Source organism: Actinoplanes sp. CA-142083 (assembly GCF_050942195.1).
GTDB lineage: Bacteria > Actinomycetota > Actinomycetes > Mycobacteriales > Micromonosporaceae > Actinoplanes.
In genome coordinates this window covers 5,791,013-5,808,006 of record NZ_CP192076.1, presented here as the reverse complement: position 1 = coordinate 5,808,006, position 16,994 = coordinate 5,791,013, and the positions used below count along the sequence as shown (strand labels likewise).

The following is a 16,994-nucleotide window of genomic DNA, read 5'->3' as shown; positions in this document are numbered from 1 at the left end:
TCCGGCCGGCGAAGGAAGGAAGAGCCCATGTTCGTCGTCGACTCCCAGGTGCACATCTGGAAGGAGGAGACCCCGGACCGCCCGTGGGTCCCCGGCGCCCGCGAGCGCATCCGCCTCAACGGCCACCGGGAAGACCCGTTCAGCTACGAGGAGTGCCTCGCGCTGATGGACGAGGCCGGCGTCAACCGGGCTCTCATCCTCCCGCCGTCCTGGGAGGGCGACCGCATCGACTACGCCCTGGAGGCCTGCGAGGCGTACCCGGAGCGGTTCGGGATCATGGCGCGGATCCCGCAGAACAAGCCTGAAGAGGGCAAGGCCATGCTCAAGGACTTCGCGCAGAACCCGTACGTGAAGGGCACCCGGCTCACCTTCCACCGGCCGATCGACCGCAACTGGATGATCGACGGCACCAACGACTGGTACTGGCCGATCGCCGAGGAGCTGAACATCCCGACGATGGTGCACGCCCCGATCTGGAAGGCCGAGCTCGGCCAGATCGCGGCCCGCCACCCCGGGCTGAAGATCATCATCGACCACATGGGCATCATGGCCCGGTGCGTGGACGACGCCATCGGCTACTGGGTGCAGGAGACCGCCGACCTGTACAAGCACCCGAACATCTACGTGAAGGTGTCGGCGATCCCTGGCTACTCGACGCAGCCCTTCCCGAACCTCAACATCGAGAAGTACGTCCGCGAGATGGTCGACAAGATGGGGCCGCAGCGCTGCTTCTGGGGCACCGACATCACCCGCCTGCTCGGTCACGGCCTCAGCTACGTGGAGACCATCGAGCAGTTCACCAAGCACTTCGACTTCACCCCGGAGGAGCTTGAGTGGATCATGGGCCGGGGCATCAGCGAGTGCCTGAACTGGCCCATCACGGAGCCCGCCAAATGAGTGACGGCGGCGACGCGGTCATCAGCGCCTTCCTGGCGGCGGGCGCGGACTACGTCTTCTCCTCGCCGGGCTCCGAGTGGGCCCCGGTGTGGGAGTCGATCGCCCGCCGCCACCGGGACGGCGTGCCCTGCCCGCACTACCTCGACCTCACCCACGAGACGGTCGCGGTGGGCATGGCCACCGGGTACGGCCTGGTGACCCGCCGCGGCCAGGGTGTGCTGCTGCACGCCGGGCCCGGCCTGCTGCAGGGGTCGGTCGCGATCCACGGCGCGCTGCTGGCCGGGGTGCCGATGGTGGTGGCCTCCTCGGAGTCGACCACCTACGGCGACGGGCCCGGCCCCGACCCGGGCGGCCAGTGGTACCGCAACCTGTCGGTGGTCGGCGGCCCGCACGTGATGGCGGCGCCGTTCACCAAGTGGAGCAACCAGGCGGCCAGCGTCCACACCCTGCCGACCATGATCACCCGCGCGGCGGAGCTGGCGGCGCAGGCCCCGGCCGGCCCGGTCTACCTGAACATCCCGCTCGAGGTCCTGCTCGAACCGTGGGAGGAGCAGCCGGTCCACCCCGTGGCGCCGCGCGGCACGACGGTCAGTTCCCCGGACGACGTCACGGCCGTCGCCGGCCTGCTCAGAACGGCCGCGAACCCGGTGATCGTCACCGAGACCGCCGGCCGCGAGGAAGACGGCATGGCGGCGCTCGTGGCGTTCGCCGAGGCCTGGACCATCCCGGTGGTCGAGCCCAACTCGGCGGTGTGCGCGAACTTCCCGCGCGACCACGAGCTGCACGCCGGCGGGGATCTGGAGCCGTGGGTCGACACCGCCGACCTGATCGTCCTGGTGAACTGCCGGGCGCCGTTCTATCCGCCGAGCCGTGAGCCGGCCCACGCGAAGATCGTGGTCATCGACGACGTTCCGCAGCGGCCGCACATCGTCTATCAGGTGCTGCGCGCCGACGCGTACGTGTCAGGGGGTGTCGCCGCGACGTTGCGCCAGCTGGCCGCCCAGGCCGGCCATGCACCCAGCCGGTCCTGGCAGACCGCGGAGCCTTCCGCCGTCCAGGCGGCCGAAGCGAAGGCGAACGGGCTCGACCCGATCGCCGTGACGGCCACGCTGCGTGACCTGATCGGCGAGGAGTCGATCGTGGTCGACGAGACCATCACGCACAGCCGGGTCGTTCAGCGTCACCTGCGGCGCACCCGCGCGGACTCCTACTTCTACGTGCAGGGCGGGCTCGGGCAGGGGATCGGCGTCGCGCTCGGCGTCAAGCTGGCGGCGCGGGACCGGACCGTCGTGCTCACCATCGGTGACGGCGCGTTCCTCTACAACCCGGTCATCCCGTCGCTCGAGGCGGCCAAGGCCAACGGGCTGCCGCTGCTGATCCTGGTCTACAACAACCACGAGTACCGCTCGATGAAGATGAACCACCTGCGCTTCTACCCGAAGGGCGCGGCCGTCGAGACCGGCGAGTTCCTCGGCAACGACCTGAGCGATCAGCCCTCGCTCGCGGCCTTCGCCGAACCGTTCGGCATGCACGGCGAGACCGTCACCCAGGCCGGCGAGCTGCGGCCGGCCCTCGAACGGGCGCTCAAGTCCGTGCGCAACGGCACCACCGCGATCGTCAACGTCCGCGTCTCGCGCTGAGTCTTGGAGAACCACCTATGCCCGTCGTGATCCCGGCCGCCGAGCTGGGCGAGTTCGTCACCGCACTTCTCAATACCAAAATCCCCGACCCCGACCACGCGCGTACGGTCAGCGACGTGCTGCTCTGGGCCGCCCGGCGCGGCGTCGACTCGCACGGCGTCGCCCGGGTCCCCCGCTACCTGGAGCTGCTCGACTCCGGCGAGGCCAACGCCACGCCCGAGTTGAGCTTCTCCGGCGGCCCGTCCGGCGTCACCGTCCTCGACGCCGACCGCGCGCCCGGGCCGATCGCGCTCACCGCCGCGGCCGACGAGGCGGTGCGGCGCGCGCAGGCCGTCGGCATCGGTGCGGTGGGGGTGCGCCGCACGGTCCACACCGGCGCGATCGGCTACTACACGTCCCGGATCGCCTCGCAGGGCCTGGTCGGGATCGCGTTCGTGGCCGGCATGCCGAACATGAGCTACCCCGGCGTCACCGGCGCGGCGGTCGCCACGAGCCCGCTGTCGATCGCCGTCCCCACGGCCGGTTCTTCCCCGGTGCTGCTCGACATGGCGACGGCCGGCATCGCGCTGGGAAAGATCGCGCAGTACCGAAACGCCGGCAAGACGCTGCCCGAGGGCGTCGCGGCGACCGCCGACGGCACCCCGACCACCGACCCGGCGCTCGCCAAGATGCCGCTGCCGCTGGGCGGGGCGAAGGGCGCCGGCATGTCGCTGGTCTTCGAGCTGATCACCAGCGTGCTGGTGGGCGCCCCGATCGTGTCGTCGTTCCACTCGGACGACCCGCAGGGCCGCGTGCACCGGCAGAACGCGCTGATCCTCGCCCTCGACCCGGCGGCCTTCGGCGACCCGGCGGCGTTCACCGAGCACGTGTCGGAGACCCTCGCCGCGCTGCAGGGGCTGCCGTCGACGGGCGAGATCCGCTACCCGGGCCAGAACAGCGCGGCGATCGCCTCGAAGCGGGCGGCCGAGGGCATCCCGGTCGGGCCGAAGGTGTGGGGCGAGCTCGAGGTAGCTGCGGAGAAGCTCGGGGTTGCGGTCCCGGTCACCCCTGGCGGGTGAGGCGTCGGCTTCCGCATGACCCGACGATGGGCGCATGACTGCGGAAGCCAGGCCCGGGATCCAGGTAGGCCCGACGAGCGAATTCACCCTCTTCTTCCACGTGCGGCCGGGGCACGGCCCGGCCCTGCACGAGGCGCTGCGGAACCTGCAGGAGTCGCCCGGCTACCGGCCGGGCGACTACGACCTGCCGATCGCGGTCATCCACGAGGCGCGGTTCGTGCCGTTCGACAACGACACCCGGCTGCTGTTCGCGACCAGCTTCGACGGGCCGTGGGACTCGTACATGGACGACTTCGCGTCGAAGCCGCTCAAGCTGTTCGACGCGATCTTCCAGCACGTCGAGGGCTACGAGGGCCTGCCCGACCTGGAGTCGGTCAAGAAGTTCGTGCTCAGCGCCCAGGTCTCCGCCGGCGGTTACGCCCGCAACTACGGCGGCACGGTGAAGGAGATCCGCAAGGCCGAGCGGGTCAACCGGGCGTTCCAGGAGGTCCTCGACGACCCGGCCGCGGCCGGGCTGCTGGAGGCGCCGGCGCTCGCGCCGCTGCTCGCCGAGGCTGCCGACTAGATGTCCGATCACATATCCGGGCCCCGGGCGCTGGCCGAGCCGATCGCCGACATCACCGACGTGTACGCGTTCCCGAGCCCCGAAACGCCGGGACACCTGGTCCTCGTCGTCAACACGCTGCCGTTCGCCCCGCCGGACGCCCGCCACTCCGACGGCCTGATCTACCGGTTCCGGCTGCGGCCGCTGACCCCGGAGACGATCCTGTCCGGCGCGGGCGATCAGGAGCACGTCCTCGACTGCGTGTTCGACGAGCGGGGCGTGCCCGCCGCCACGAGCGAGGGCGACGGCGTACGCGTCTTCGCCGGCCCCCGCTGGGACCCGTTCATCCTCGACGCCCCCGCGGCCCTCAAGACCATCGCGAGCGGGCAGCTGGCCTTCATCGACCCCGCCACGATCTACCTCGACGGCAAGAACGTGCTGAGCATCGTCCTCGACGTGGACAGCGCGCGGGTCCTCGGCGGCGACGGCATGTTCGCGGTGGTGGCCGAGACGCTGACCCGCGGCCGGCTCAACGTCCGCATCGAGCGCACCGGGCGGCCCGAGGTCAAGAACCTGCTGCTCGGACCCAAGCAGTTCGACCGGGTCAACCGCGACTTGGAGATCCGCGACCTCTACAACATGGAGGACGCATACCACCTCGCCGACGGTTACCTCGGCGCCTACCGGGCCCGGCTGAACGCCAACCTCGCGTTCTGGGACGGGCTCGACGGGCGCGTCGACTGGCCCGCCGACGCTGATGGCGAGCACCCGCTGACCCGGCTGATCCTCAACGACCGGCTTGTCGTCGACACCCGCAAGCCGTACGCGGAAACCGGGTCTTTCCTGGAGATCGAGAGGGCCGCGCTGGCCGGCGAGGAGCACCGCACCTGCGGCGGCCGGGCGCTCAACGACGACGCGATGGACACCCTGTTCACCTTCCTGATCAACGCGGGCCACGGCCCGGTGATCCGCGACGGCGTCGACCGTTCCAGCCGCCCGGCCTCGCGAAAGTTTCCCTACCTCGCGGAGCCCAACCCGGACCCGCCGCAGCCGCCCGCACACCTGTAGGGGACGACATGGCCCTCGACCTCGACGACATCCAGGCCGGCGCGTTGCACGAGCGGCCCTCGCCGTACGTCGGCACCTATGTGCTGTTGCACGTGCGTGACCGCAACGACGGCCGCAACCTTCTCCGGCGGCTGATCCCGCTGCTCTCGCCGGCGCGTGCGGTCGTCGACCGCACGCCCTCGGCGTGGCTGACGGTCGCCCTGAGCTACCAGGGATTAAAGGCGCTAGGCGTGCCGGAGGACTCGCTGGAAAGTTTCGCGCCGGAGTTTCGCGAGGGGATGGCGGCCCGCGCGGCGCTGCTCGGCGACGTCGGCGAGAGCGGCCCCGAGCACTGGGAGGCGCCGCTCGGCCGCCCGGAGGTGCACATCGCGCTCGCCACCCTCGCGCCCGACCGGGCCGGACTCGACGAGGCGGTGGCGAAGGCGCGCGCGGCCCAGGACGAGTTCCCCGGCGTCGAGGTGATCTGGCGGCAGGACTGCTACCAGCTGCCGACCGGGCGCACCTCGTTCGGCTTCAAGGACGGCATCGGGCAGCCGGCCGTGGAGGGCCTGCCGGGGCGGCGGCCGGGGGAGGAGCCGATCAAGGCCGGCGAGTTCATCCTCGGCTACCCCGACGAGACCGGCGGGACCGCACCGATGCCCACGCCCGACGTCCTCGGCCGCAACGGCACCTACGTCGTGTTCCGCAAGCTGCACACCAAGGTCGCGGCCTACCGGCAGTACCTGCGCGACCGGGCCGCCGACCGGCACGAGGAGGAGCTGCTCGGGGCGAAGATGGTCGGCCGCTGGCAGAGCGGCGCGCCGCTCGCCGTCACGCCGGACAAGGACGACCCGGAGCTCGGCGCGGACCCGCAGCGCAACAACGACTTCCGGTACGGCGACGACCTGCGCGGCCTGAAATGCCCGGCCGGAGCGCACGCCCGCCGGGCCAACCCGCGCGACGCCCTCGACCACGAGGGAACCGTCGACGTCCGGCTGCACCGCATGATCCGCCGGGGCACCAGCTACGGCCCGATGCTGCCCGAGGGCGTGCTCGAGGACGACGGCGCCGACCGGGGCATCATCTTCGTCTTCGCGGGCGCGCACCCCAAGCGGCAGTTCGAGTTCGTCAAGACCCAGTGGCTCAACGACGGGATCTTCATCGGGGCCCCGAGCGAGAGCGACCCCCTCGTCGGGCCGCGCGACGGCGCCGGCACCTTCACCGTCCCCCGCAAGCCGATCCGCCGCCGCCTGCGCGACCTGCCGCCGTTCGTCGTGACGCGCGGCGGCGAATACCTGTTCGCACCGGGCCTGAGCGGGCTGCGGTGGCTGGCCGAGCTGAAGTGACCCTGGAGACGCCATGACCGATCGCTGGAAGCCCCTGGACTTCGGCCCGCCCGCCCCCGACGACGCCGACCCCGGCAAGTCGGTGCTGCTCGACTACGCCGCCGGTGGGGCCGTCGCCGTCATCACGCTGAACCGGCCCCAGGCCGACAACGCGATCAGCACCGCGATGGGCGCCCGGCTCACCGAGGTCCTCGAGACCATCGCCGTCGAGCCCTCGGTCCGCGTCGCCGTCCTCACCGGCGCGGGCGTGCGCGCCTTCTCGGTCGGCAGCGACCTGCGGCAGCGCAAGAGCATGACCAAACAGCAATGGCTGCGCCAGCGCCAGGACTTCGACCGGACCCTGTACACGCTGCGGCAGCTGCGGAAGCCGATCTTCGCGGCGGTCAACGGCATCGCGTACGGCGGCGGCTCCGAGATTGCCCAGAGCACCGACTTCATCATCGCCTCCGACAACGCCACCTTCGGCCAGCCGGAGGCGATGATCGGCCTGTCGGCCGGGGGCGGCTCGCCGGTCCTGCTGCCCCGCGCCCTGCCGCCCGGCAAGGCCCTGCAGATGCTGATGACCGGCGACCCGATCACCGCCCAGGAGGCTTTCCGGCTGGGCATGGTGAACGAGATCCATCCGCCGGACGAGCTGATGCCGGCCGCGCACCGCATCGCCGAGAAGATCGCGAGCAACTCCCCTACCGCGGTGCAGGCGGTCAAGCGGGCCGTCCGCATGGGCCAGGGCCAGCCGATCGAGCAGGCCATCGCGATCATGATGGAGGCGCACTGGCGCTCGGCCGTCCACCCGGACCGCGTCGAGGGCATCGGCGCCTTCAACGACAACCGTGACCCGCACTTCCAGGACGCCGACTACTGATCGGGGGCCTTCCCATGACCATCACCGACGACATCGCCCGCAACCGTGCCGCCCTCGCGATGATCAAGGAAGAGCCGTTCAACGCCGAGGCGCCGCACTCCGCGCTGGCCCTCGACGTGACGCCGACCGAGCTGCACTACGTCCGCAGCAACTTCGCCCTGCCCGACCACGAGGGCACCCTCCAGATCGGCGGCGCGGTCGGCAACCCGCTCACGCTCACCGTCGACGACCTGCGCGCCCTGCCCGCCGTGGACCACGTCGTCACCCTGGAATGCGCCGGCAACGGCCGCCTCGACATGCGGCCGCTGCCCACCGGCGAGCCGTGGGGCGGATACGCGGTGTCCACCGCCCGCTGGCGGGGCGCCCGGCTGGCCGACGTGCTGCGCCGGGCCCAGCCCGCCCCGGACGGCGTCGAGCTCCGCTGCCAGGGCGCCGACCGCGGCAAGTACCACCTCGCCTCGGTCCTCGAACCGGCCGACGCCGACCTGACGTTCGTCCGCTCGCTGGGCCTCGCGCACGCGGCCGACCCGGCGTCCGAGATCCTCATCGCGTACGAGATGAACGGCGAGCCGCTCGTGCCCGACCACGGCGCCCCGTTCCGCCTGATCGTGCCGCACTGGTACGCGGTGGCGTCGGTCAAATGGCTGGCGCGGCTCGACGTCATCACGTCGCCGTTCGAGGGCGAGTTCCAGACCGGCCACTACATCTACCAGTGGGCCGACCGTCCCTTCGAGCCGGTCACGCTGATGCGGGTCCGGGCCCGCATCACCGACCCCGCGCCCGGCACGACGATCCCGGAGGGCCGATACACGATCCGCGGCAAGGCGTGGTCCGGCTCGGGGCCGATCACCGAGGTGGGCCTGAGCTTCACCGGCGCGAGCGAGTGGAGTCCCGCCGTGGTGTCGCCGCCGGCGGAGCCGTACGCGTGGCAGGACTGGAGCTTCGAGTGGGAGGCCACGGTCGGGCGGCACAGTCTGCGGGCGCGGGCGCGGGACGCCTCCGGCGACGTCCAGCCCGAGGTGCCGCCGTGGAACCGGCTCGGGTACGGCAACAACGCGGTCGAGCTGTCGTACGTCGACGTGCGCTGACACCTGCCTAAGATCGTCGGCATGGGGACGCGGCTCGTTCAGATCAACATGAACGCCGGCGACGACGCCGCGCTGGGCGGCTTCTGGGCGGAGGCGATCAGGCGGAGCTGGTCGCGCGCCTAGAAGGAGCCGGGCGCGACCCCCGCCGACGTGGGGCAGGGCGACGTCCCGGGGTCGTCATGGCCGACCCCGAGGGCAACGAGTTCTGCCTGCTCGCGCTGGGCTAGCCGATCGCGCCCAAGCTGTCCGAACCGGGCCGCGCGACGGCGGCCGACGCCAGGGCCACGGCGAAGAGCAGCACGCCGAGGAAGCCGCAGCCGTACCCGTAGGTCAGCGACAGGGACCAGAACGGCTGGACCGGGGGACCGGCGGCGAACGTGGCGGTGCCGAGCAGCAGCACGCCGAACAGCGCCTGCGGCAGCAACAGCACGAGGGCGACGATGGTCGAGAGGCGGGCCAGCGCGCGGATCGACGGGGCCGCGTGCTCGGTGCGGCGGCTCGCCCAGCCGGTGAGCAGCCAGCCGACGAGCGCGCCCGAGAGCAGCCCGAGCACGGCTGCGGCGGTGACGTAGCCGGGGGTGAGCCGGTCGAGCCGGGCGGTGACGTCGAACGAGCCGGCGGGGGTGTCGACGACGTCGGTGGTGGTCTCGACCTTCAGGGCGCGGCCGTCGCGGGTCGCGGTGAAGGTGCGGCCGGTGTCGTCGACCTCGCCGGTGGCGATGGACGTCGGCCCGGTGACCTCGGCGTCGCTGACCTGCCAGCCGGCCGCGACCAGGCGGTCCTGCGCGGCGGCGGTCCAGGACCGGTAGCTGCCGGAGATGAAGCGACCGGTCGGGAACAGGATCAGGGTGGAGAACTCGAAGTCCTCGCTGTGGCCGTAGAGCGCGACGCCGGCGTAGGAGCGCTCGGACGGGTCGAAGAACAGGCCGTCCCCGTTGCGCGCGGCCTCGGCGGGAAGACCGGGGAAGACGGTGGCCTTGATCTCGGCGAGGGCGGCGCCGGACGGGTGGTCGGGTGCGAACTCCCAGGCCACCCTGGCGGCGACGGAAGCGCCGAGGAAACCGGCGATCAGGGCGACGAAGGCGGCGACCACGACGATGCCGCGGCCGGCGGGACGGCCGAGGCGGGCGCGCAGGCCGTGCCGCAGCAGGTTGGCCGCCTCCCGCAACGTCGGGATGTGGCGGCTCGCGGGGGCGGCCTCCATGAGGGTGTCGAGGAGTTCGGCGCGGCGGCGGCCGGGCGGGTAGGCGCGCAGCAGCAGGCGGTAGCGCGCGTCCAGGCGGCTCACGCGGTCGCCGGGCCGAAGCCGGGGCGGGCCGGCGAAGGGCGCGCCGCCGGAGGATCGGCCGCCGATGGGCCGGTGCGGATTGCGAGCTGGGCGCCGGCCGTGCGGGCGTTGTGGCCGAGCCGCTCGACCTCGGCGCTCAGGGCGCTGACGCCGCCCTGGGTGAGCCGGTAGTAGCGGCGGTCGCGGCCGTCGACCTTCTCGACGCGGTCGACCTCGACGAGGCCTTCCGCGGCGAGCCGGTCGAGGGCCGCGTACAGCGTCCCGGCCTGCAGGGTCACCTGGCCCTCGGACAGGCGGGACACCTCCTGGATGATCCCGTAGCCGTGCCGGGCCGCCTGCGCCAGCGCGGTGAGTGTCCAGAAGGTGGGTTCCCGCATCGCCTTCGCCATGGAGGGCAATATAAAGATGATCTGAGTATGGGTCAACCGCGGTGGAGGCGGACCGTGACGGCCGTACGTGTGTAGCCGACCGTCGCCCGATAACCGGCCGGCGCGACCACCCGGGCGAACTTGCCGTGCACGCGCCGGGCGCTGAGGACGGTCCCATCGCGGGAGACGGTGAGGGTGCCGCCGAGCACCGCGTCCCCGTCGACCTCGATTTCGGCGCCGCGGGAGACCACGAGGTCGCCGAGGCGGAGAGAACCGGCGACGCGCAACGCGCGGGAAACGACGAGGGTGCCGCCCGAGACCACCACATCGCCGCAGCCCAGAGCCCGTGACGACGCCGCGACCAGGGTGCCGCCCGCGATCGTCGTGCCGCCGCGATAGGAGTTGTCGCCGGTCAGCGTCAGGGTCCCGGTGCCGGTCTTGACCAGCCCGCCGCGCCCGGAGATGTCGTTGCGCCACGAGTCGGCGGCGCCGAACCCGCCGGCCGCCGCGTCCAGCGTCACCACCACGTCGCGGTCGAACGCGCCGTACCCGTCGGCGGCGGCGAAGAGGTTGAGGCGGCCCCAGCTCTCCGGCCCGTCGAGCAGTGTCCAACCCGCGCCCAGGGCCGTCGTCCGCAGCACTTCCCGGCGCTGCGCGGCGGTCAGATACGGCTGCCGGGTCTCGAGCAGCACCTCGGCCCCGGCCGGCACGACCATCGCCGCGTTCGAGCGGGCGCGCGGCAACCCGTACGTGAGCTTGGGGTTGATTGTGTTGGCATTGGCCTTCCGGTCGCCGTAGGCGTCCGCGCCCCGGTGCGCGAAGCCGAACACATCGTCACCGACCTGAGCGGTGAAGTAAGCCAGGGCCTGCTCGCGAGCCGCCGTCTTGAGAGAAAGATTGGCCGGGTCGTTGAGGATCGCGGCGGTGAGCGCCGTCGCCAGGATCCGCCCGCCGATCACGTCGACGGGGGAGTGCATGCCCGAGACGATGCGCGTCTCGGCCAGGTCGAAGGCGGCCGTCACGAGCTCCTGGAAGCGCTCCGGCACGGCGTACGCGAAAGCCAGCGCGGCCAGGTGGAAAGCGTTGGTGTGCCCGCTCGGGAAGCCGCCGTCGCTCGACGGCGTCGCGCTGCGCTGGCGCAGCAGCTGCGGCACCACGGTGACCGGCGAGTCGTAGACCGGGAAACCGAGCGCGTCGACAGCGCCGGTGTCCACGACGACGCTGTCCGCGTTCATCCGCCACGGCCGCGGGTACTGGTAGGCGGCCTTGCTCGGGTTGCCCGACGAGAAAGATCCGCGGATGGTGTTGACCAGGCTGACCACCTGGCCGAGCGCCGAGGTGGGCGACCCCGCGCCGAGGGCCGATCCGGCGGGCGCGCCGGCCGGCACCGCGTCGTCGATGGTGGTGGCGGGCGTGCCGGCCGGGGCCGAGGTGATCGAGGTGACGGCGAGCGCGCCCGCCTTGTAGATCGGCGCGAGCGGGCCGAGGCCGGAGATGGCGGCGTAGCTCTGGTGCTGCCGGTCCTGGACGAAAGCCCGTGCCTCCATCGCCGGGGTGCGGGTGCGGGACACGTGGGCGACGTACCGCATGCTCGCCCGCAGCGCGGGGGCGTCGAGCACGGTGCCGGTGTTCCAGGCCGCGCCGGTCTGCCAGAGCCGCTGCATGCCGGAGAGGATCCGGACCGCCGCGTTGGTGTCGGCCGTCGTGTTGGCGGCGATATTCGTCCGGTAACTGTCGACAAAGGAGGCCGCCGCCGGCAGCTTTTTGAGGAAGGCCGTCCCCAGGGTGCCGGCGGCCGTGGCGCGCAGCAGCGTGCGGCGGCTGAGGAAGGATTCGATCACGATTCCGGATGCTCGGGCACCGCGGAGGCCGCCCGGAGAACCACCGATGAACGCAAACTTTTTTCACCTATGAGTTTTACGTGAGCCGTCGACAGGCGCCGATGCGGTCCCCTTTAGAATCCTCGCCAAGGCTCGATGGAGGACAACGTGGCAACCACCCTTTACGGGCGCGCCCGCACGGCGCTGCTCGCCCTGCTCGCCGCGACCGCGGTCATCACCGGCCTCTCCGCCGCCGCGCCCGCCCACGCCGACGGCGGCCTCGGCACGCCGCCCGGGGTCAGCGCGGCCGACTGGGCGCCGGTCGGGGTCGACGGCGACAAGGGCGCTCCGCCCCAGGCCACCGTGGCCACGAGGCGAGCGGCCGGGGCGGCCGCGACCGCCGCCACCTGCCCCGACAAAGCCTGCTACTTCTACAACGCGGGCCGCCAGGAGGTCGCCAACACCGGCGCCGTCGGCTACATGTCCATCGCGAAGCCGGCCGTCACGTACGGCGACCATTCGCTGGGCGAGCTTTCCGTGCAGAGCTCCCTCAACGGCATCCGGCAGATCGTCGAGGTCGGCTGGAACGTCGACCCGGTCGTCAACGGCGACTACGAGCCGCACCTGTTCGTCTACCACTGGGTCAACAGCCAGGAGTCCTGCTACAACGGCTGCGGCTTCGTCGTCGCCGCCGACACCACGGTGAAGCCGGGCGCGATCCTGCCCGTCGGCGAGAGCAAGCGGTTCGCCATCCAGTTCTTCAAGAGTTCCTGGTGGGTCTCGTACGACAACCAGTGGATCGGCTACTTCCCGTCGACGCTGTGGTCGGACGAGGACGTGACTTTCACGTCGGCGGGCGCCTACCAGGTGTTCGGCGAGGTGGCGTCGCCGGCCGACCAGCCGTGCACCGACATGGGCACCGGCGTGCAGGGCTCAGCCGGAGCGGGCGCCAAGCCACAGCCGGCGTACTTCCTCAGCTGGTCGGTCTTCGACCTCGAAGGTGTCTCGTCGTCCTCGTCGCTGCTGACCCCGAAGGCGCCGGACGTGGCGGCCTACACGATCGGCGCGCTGAACGCACGCTCGTTCCTCTACGGCGGCCCCGGCTTCTGCTGATCGCCGCCGCTTATCGCTGCTCCTTAGCTGTCGTCGGTGACGCGGCCCAGCTGGCGATCAGGTCGAGGGCGTCCTGATCCGGTGACCCGGGCTGGGCGCTGTAGGCGTTGAGCTGCAAGCCCTGGTCGGTGACGAGGGTCATGGACTCGTAGGCGAGGCTGAGGTCGCCGACCAGCGGGTGGTGCAGGCGTTTGACGCCGGAGCGGTGCAGCCGTACGTCGTGCGCGGCCCACCAGGTGCGGAACCGGTCGCTGCGGGTGGAGAGCTCGCCGACCAGGTCGGTGAGGTCCTTGTCGTACGGGTTGCGTCCGGCCTCGCCGCGCAGCAGCGCGACGACATCTTCGGCGAGTTGTTCCCAGTCGCGGTAGAAGTCCTGCGAGGCCGGGTCGAGGAAGACGAACCGGGCGAGGTTGGGCCGGCCGGTAGCTTTCTCGAAGGCGGGGGCGAAGACGGCGCGGCCAAGGTGGTTGGCGCCGAGGATGTCGAGGCGGCCGTTGCGCACGTAGGCCGGGGCGCCGGTCATCGCGTCGAGCAGTTGCTGGACGGCCGGCCGGAGGTCAGCGGTGGTGCGGCGCCGGGTGGCGCGGGCGCGCGGGCCGGCGTTGGCCTGCCGGGCGAGGTCGTAGAGGTGGTCGCGCTCGGCCTCGTTGAGTTGCAGAGCCCGGACCAGGGCGTCGAGGACGCTGTCGGAGACGCCGCTCAGGTTGCCACGTTCCAGCCGGGTGTAGTAGTCGACGCTGACCCCGGCGAGCATGGCTGTTTCCTCGCGGCGCAGCCCCGGCACGCGGCGGCTGGTGCCGTAGGCGGGCAGTCCGGCCTGTGCGGGGGTGATGCGGGCGCGGCGGGTGGTGAGGAAGTCGCGGGTCTCGGCGCGGTGGTCCATGCCGTCGACGCTACGTCCGGCTCCGTCGGCCCGGGAGGTTCTGTTGTTGCCGGTCATCGGTTGGTCATGCGTTCGGCCTGCTCGGAGTAGCGGCCGCCCTGAATGTCGACCTGCCCGACGGCGCCGTCGATCTCGGCGAGGTCGGCCGCGGTCAGCGACACGTCGGCGGCGCCGATGTTCTCCTGCAGCCGCTCGGGCCGGCGGGTGCCGGGGATCGGGACTATCCACGGCTTCTGGGCCAGCAGCCAGGCCAGCGCGATCTGCGCGAGGGTTGCGTTCTTGCGCGCGGCGATCTCGCCGAGCCGGTCGACGAGGGCCTGGTTGGCCTTGCGGGCGTCGGCCTCGAACCGCGGGATCGTGGTCCGGATGTCGCCGGGGGTGAACGCGGTGTCGGTGCTGATCGTGCCGGTGAGGAAGCCCTTGCCGAGCGGGCTGTACGGGACCAGGCCGATGCCGAGCTCCTCGCACATCGGGATGATCTCCGCCTCGGGCCGCTTCCACCACAGTGAGTACTCGTTCTGCAGCGCGGTGACCGGCTGCACGGCGTGCGCCCGGCGGACGGTCGCGGCTGCGGCTTCGGACATGCCGAAGTGCTTGACCTTGCCGGCCTCGATGAGCTCCTTCTCAGGGAGGTAACACCAGAACCTCCCGCCGCCGCCGGGGGCATGCCTACCTTCGTTCGTGGCCGGTACCCGGCGCGGCGGAACGCCCCGGGATCGCGCCGCTCACGAGAGGATTCGACATGGCGCCACGCAGGTCGCTGATCACCGGCGTGAGCAGGGCGGACAGGCGGTGCTGATCGGTGCGTCGGCCCTGTTCTGGGGGCTGCAGTTCGCCTTCCTGAACCCGGCGCTGGCGCTGTTGCTGGCCACGGTATTCCACGCGAGCGCGGGGGAGATCGGCTGGGCGCTGGCGATCTACAACACCGGCGGGTTCATCGCCTCGCTGCTGCTTCCCGCCTACGCCGACCGGGCTCGGGACTACGTGCGGCCGATGCTTGCGTGCGGGGTGCTGACACTCGCGCTGGCCGGTGTGCTCGCCGTGACCAGGTCGCTGCCGGTGGCGGTGCTCGGCCTGGTCGTGCTGGGCGGGCCGGCCGGTGTCGGCAGTTCGCTGCTGTTCGCTCACCTCAAGCACACCGGCGCGGCGCCCGGCGACGTGGTGCGCACGCGGGCCCTCGTCTCGTTTGCCTGGGTCGCCGGTCCGCCGCTGGCCACCTTCCTCATCGGCGGCCTCGGTCCGCGGGCGATTCTGGTGGCCATCGCGGCGGTGGCGGTGCTCAACCTGGCCACGACCGCGGCGATGCGCCGGGCCGCGGTCGGCCGCGACGGCGACCCGGTTGCCGAAGCAGGCCGGATGCCGCGCGGACGCGTCGTCGCGGTGCTCGTGGTGTTCGTCGCGCTGCAGGCCACCAACAGCGCCACCGTCTCGATCATGAGCCTGTTCGTCACCGAGCGGCTCGGCCTCGCAGTGGCGTGGGCGGGCATCGCCCTCGGCGTCGCCGCCGGTCTGGAGGTACCGGCGCTGCTGCTGATCGGCAAGCTGACCGGCCGCGTGTCCGGGCCGATGCTGCTGCTGTCCGGGTGCGTGGCCGGCATCGTCTACTACGCCGTCATGGCCTTCGCCCGGGGACCGGTGCTGCTACTGGGCCTGCAGGCGCTCAACGCCTGGTTCTTCGCCACCGTCGCCGGCGTAGGGCTGACGCTGTTCCAGCAGATCATCCCGCGCCCCGGCCTGGCCGCCGGGCTCTACACCAACACCCGCCGGCTGGGCGCCATCGCCGCCGGCCCGCTGATCGGCCTCGGCTCGGCCACCCGGCTCGGCTACGGCGCGGTGTTCGCGGCCGGCGCCGCCGTCACCGTCGTCGCCGTGCTCGGCCTGCGGCTCGCGACCACTGACAGCCGTCCTGCTCGCCGTCCTGCATGGCCAAGAGGTCCTCGGCGCGGGCGCCCGCTGGACCGCCCGGGTCCTGAAGCCAGTCTCCCGTCGGCTGAGTTCTCCGCCCTGGTTGCGCCCGTGGCGGTGTCGGCCGTCAAGCGTGGACCGTCCGCTCGGTGGTGGCGATGATGAGCGCGGCGACGGCGCCGGGATTGTCGGCCATCGGGACGTGTCCGCCTCCGGGTAGTTCGCCGAGGTGGGTTTCCGGTGGCAGCTCATCCAGGTGGCGGGACTGTCGGGGGAGCAGGAGGCGGTCACGCGACCCGAAGGCGACGGTGACCGGCGCGTCGATGGGTGGCCCGGCGCGGTAGCAGCGCGGCTCGGTGGCCTTCATGGTCGCGTCGAAACCGGTGGCGCCGGCCATCGCCCGGACGGCGTTGCGGGCGTACGCCGCGGAGATCCGGGACGGGTGCCCGTGGGTTTGGCCGAGGATGAGGATCCGCCCGGCGCGGTAGCGGACGAGGTGGCACGCCGATGCGGTGAGATGCTTGGCGAGCCATCGGGTGGCGCGCAGGCTGATCCGGTTGTATAGCGGGGTTCGGCCGTGCCACAGGCCGGCCGGGGAGAGCAGGGTCAGCGACCGGACCGGGCGGACGGCGGCGAGTTCGAGGGCGACCCAGCCGCCCAGTGAGTTGCCGGCCACGTGCGGTGTCGCCACGCCCTGGGAGTCGAGGAAGGCGGCCACGGCGGCCGCGATGGCGTCCGGCCGTGGTTCGACGCCCGAGGGCAGCGGCGCAGACTCGCCGTGGCCGGGCAGGTCGACGGCGATGACGTCAAATCGCTCGGCGAGCCGGTCGAGGACGGGGTCCCACGCCTGGCGAGCGGACCCGATGCCGTGCAGCAGGATCAGCGGCGCCCCGGCGCCGCGGCGGGTGTATGCGAGTGCCATGGACGGAGGACGACTGGGCCCGCCACATTGTGACGTGCGGGACTTCTTCATCGACAGCCACGCCAGGAATGTGCTCGAGGCGGCGCCCGAGCAGCGGCACGCCGTCGTCGAGTATCTGCTGTGCGACAAGGCCGGCTTGTTCGGCGACGTGCACGGCCGCGAGCACGTCGCGGATGGCTTGCGCGGTGTTGGGAGCGCCGTCGGCGCCGCGTG

Annotated in this window: 17 protein-coding genes; 11 read left to right on the top strand and 6 right to left on the bottom strand. The window is 72.1% G+C overall.

The features are described from left to right. The first annotated feature begins 27 nt into the window (after positions 1-27). The 9 genes from ACQPZX_RS26665 to ACQPZX_RS26625 all read left to right on the top strand — a co-directional run bounded on the left by ACQPZX_RS26665 (position 28) and on the right by ACQPZX_RS26625 (position 8,709). Entirely contained in the window at positions 28-897 is an 870-nt protein-coding gene (locus ACQPZX_RS26665) for an amidohydrolase family protein (protein WP_433360402.1), read from the top strand. Beyond that, positions 894-2,537, top strand: coding sequence for a thiamine pyrophosphate-dependent enzyme (locus ACQPZX_RS26660; protein ID WP_433360399.1), 1,644 nt, complete (start codon positions 894-896; stop codon positions 2,535-2,537). The genes ACQPZX_RS26665 and ACQPZX_RS26660 overlap by 4 nt, the downstream gene beginning before the upstream one ends. Positions 2,538-2,554: 17 nt before the next feature. Continuing rightward, positions 2,555-3,595, top strand: a complete 1,041-nt coding sequence (locus tag ACQPZX_RS26655; protein ID WP_433360396.1) for an Ldh family oxidoreductase — start codon at positions 2,555-2,557, stop codon at positions 3,593-3,595. Positions 3,596-3,629: 34 nt separating this feature from the next. Further along, the gene (locus tag ACQPZX_RS26650) at positions 3,630-4,160 is read left to right on the top strand and encodes a hypothetical protein (protein ID WP_433360393.1); all 531 of its coding nucleotides are present in this window, start codon (positions 3,630-3,632) and stop codon (positions 4,158-4,160) included. Beyond that, a complete protein-coding gene (locus ACQPZX_RS26645) occupies positions 4,161-5,207 on the top strand; it encodes a DUF4331 family protein (protein WP_433360390.1) in 1,047 nt (348 codons plus the stop codon). 8 nt (positions 5,208-5,215) lie between these two features. Further along, complete coding sequence (locus ACQPZX_RS26640) at positions 5,216-6,532, top strand: Dyp-type peroxidase (RefSeq protein ID WP_433360387.1); 1,317 nt, start codon at positions 5,216-5,218, stop codon at positions 6,530-6,532. A gap of 13 nt (positions 6,533-6,545) precedes the next feature. Next, positions 6,546-7,394, top strand: coding sequence for an enoyl-CoA hydratase/isomerase family protein (locus tag ACQPZX_RS26635; protein WP_433360384.1), 849 nt, complete (start codon positions 6,546-6,548; stop codon positions 7,392-7,394). Positions 7,395-7,408: 14 nt separating this feature from the next. After that, complete coding sequence (locus tag ACQPZX_RS26630; RefSeq protein WP_433360381.1) at positions 7,409-8,482, top strand: sulfite oxidase; 1,074 nt, start codon at positions 7,409-7,411, stop codon at positions 8,480-8,482. An 83-nt stretch (positions 8,483-8,565) separates the two neighbouring features. Further along, positions 8,566-8,709: a VOC family protein gene (locus ACQPZX_RS26625; protein WP_433385449.1), complete on the top strand. Its 144-nt coding sequence runs from the start codon at positions 8,566-8,568 to the stop codon at positions 8,707-8,709. Here ACQPZX_RS26625 and ACQPZX_RS26620 read toward each other — a convergent pair. From ACQPZX_RS26620 to ACQPZX_RS26610, 3 genes are read right to left on the bottom strand one after another with little or no spacing between them, the layout of a single operon-like run. After that, positions 8,706-9,770 (bottom strand): hypothetical protein, encoded by a 1,065-nt coding sequence (locus ACQPZX_RS26620; protein WP_433360378.1) that lies wholly within the window; start codon positions 9,768-9,770, stop codon positions 8,706-8,708. The genes ACQPZX_RS26625 and ACQPZX_RS26620 overlap by 4 nt on opposite strands. Then, complete coding sequence (locus ACQPZX_RS26615) at positions 9,767-10,159, bottom strand: PadR family transcriptional regulator (RefSeq protein ID WP_433360375.1); 393 nt, start codon at positions 10,157-10,159, stop codon at positions 9,767-9,769. The genes ACQPZX_RS26620 and ACQPZX_RS26615 overlap by 4 nt, the downstream gene beginning before the upstream one ends. A 32-nt stretch (positions 10,160-10,191) precedes the next feature. Then, positions 10,192-11,979 (bottom strand): phosphatase PAP2 family protein, encoded by a 1,788-nt coding sequence (locus ACQPZX_RS26610; RefSeq protein ID WP_433360372.1) that lies wholly within the window; start codon positions 11,977-11,979, stop codon positions 10,192-10,194. Between the two features lie 147 nt (positions 11,980-12,126). On the opposite strand from ACQPZX_RS26610, the gene ACQPZX_RS26605 reads away from it, so the two are divergent. Continuing rightward, complete coding sequence (locus ACQPZX_RS26605; RefSeq protein ID WP_433360369.1) at positions 12,127-13,071, top strand: neprosin family prolyl endopeptidase; 945 nt, start codon at positions 12,127-12,129, stop codon at positions 13,069-13,071. A gap of 10 nt (positions 13,072-13,081) precedes the next feature. On the opposite strand, the gene ACQPZX_RS26600 is transcribed toward ACQPZX_RS26605, so the two are convergent. Together ACQPZX_RS26600 and ACQPZX_RS26595 are read right to left on the bottom strand one after the other, a co-directional pair. After that, complete coding sequence (locus ACQPZX_RS26600) at positions 13,082-13,954, bottom strand: helix-turn-helix transcriptional regulator (RefSeq protein WP_433360366.1); 873 nt, start codon at positions 13,952-13,954, stop codon at positions 13,082-13,084. Between the two features lie 53 nt (positions 13,955-14,007). Further along, positions 14,008-14,538, bottom strand: a complete 531-nt coding sequence (locus tag ACQPZX_RS26595; RefSeq protein WP_433360363.1) for an aldo/keto reductase — start codon at positions 14,536-14,538, stop codon at positions 14,008-14,010. 208 nt (positions 14,539-14,746) lie between these two features. Between ACQPZX_RS26595 and ACQPZX_RS26590 the strand changes: the two genes are divergently transcribed. Further along, a complete protein-coding gene (locus tag ACQPZX_RS26590) occupies positions 14,747-16,021 on the top strand; it encodes an MFS transporter (RefSeq protein ID WP_433360360.1) in 1,275 nt (424 codons plus the stop codon). On the opposite strand, the gene ACQPZX_RS26585 is transcribed toward ACQPZX_RS26590, so the two are convergent. Further along, positions 15,987-16,781: an alpha/beta fold hydrolase gene (locus ACQPZX_RS26585; protein ID WP_433360358.1), complete on the bottom strand. Its 795-nt coding sequence runs from the start codon at positions 16,779-16,781 to the stop codon at positions 15,987-15,989. The two genes, ACQPZX_RS26590 and ACQPZX_RS26585, sit on opposite strands and share 35 nt — an antisense overlap. Positions 16,782-16,994: the final 213 nt, after the last annotated feature.